The sequence below is a fragment of the Vibrio sp. 1580 genome, assembly GCF_033340055.1.
This window is the reverse complement of record NZ_JAWOVT010000278.1, coordinates 1-708: the sequence shown is the minus strand read 5'-3', so window position 1 is coordinate 708 and position 708 is coordinate 1. Positions and strand designations below refer to the sequence as shown.

The window sequence follows — 708 nt, the reverse complement described above, 5'->3', positions numbered from 1 at the left end:
GATGGTGGTGTGCGGAAATGCCGTGCCTTTCGAGCAGAGAGCAAAGCGTGCTGCCTTGCTCTCCCGGCCGAGTGACCAACACTGCCATGATTAATCGTGGTCTGCGTACAGCTTGGTTAGAATGTCGCGGGCACCGTTATCAAGTAGCTCGTTAGCCAACTGGATACCGAGCGCTTCTCCATCTTTACGGTGACCACGGACTTCGCCACGCACAATTTCGCTGCCATCTGGTTCACCGACTAGCGCGCGAAGCCAAATTTCATCACCTTCAAGTAGCGCGTAGCTACCGATTGGCACCTGACAGCCACCTTCAAGAGTTAGGTTCATGGCACGTTCGCACAACACGCGATCGGCGGTGTCTTTATGGTTGAGAGGTTCTAGAAGTTTGAGTAAGCGTTCGTCGTCTACGCGGCATTCAATACCGACTGCGCCTTGGCCAACCGCTGGCAGTGATTGTTCTGGTTCGATAAAGCTGCGAATTCGGTCTTCCAATTTCAAGCGCTTTAGACCTGCGGCTGCAAGAATGATAGCGTCGTACTCACCCGCATCCAGTTTGCCAAGTCGAGTCCCCACGTTGCCACGCAGTTCTTTGATAATGATGTCTGGGCGGTATTCTTTCAGTTGGCATTGACGGCGCAAACTGCAAGTACCGACGACCGCACCTTGAGGGAGTTCATCAATGCTGTTATAGGTATTAGAAACGAAGGC

At 52.8% G+C, this 708-nt stretch carries 1 protein-coding gene and 1 pseudogene; both read right to left on the bottom strand.

Features of this window, described 5'->3' with window-relative positions:
- Window positions 1-88 (bottom strand): annotated as a pseudogene (locus R7093_RS28705) (uroporphyrinogen-III synthase); the annotation flags it as partial.
- Window positions 89-90: 2 nt separating this feature from the next.
- Window positions 91-708: hydroxymethylbilane synthase (hemC, locus tag R7093_RS25500; protein WP_318147055.1), on the bottom strand; the 618-nt coding region annotated here is incomplete at its 5' end.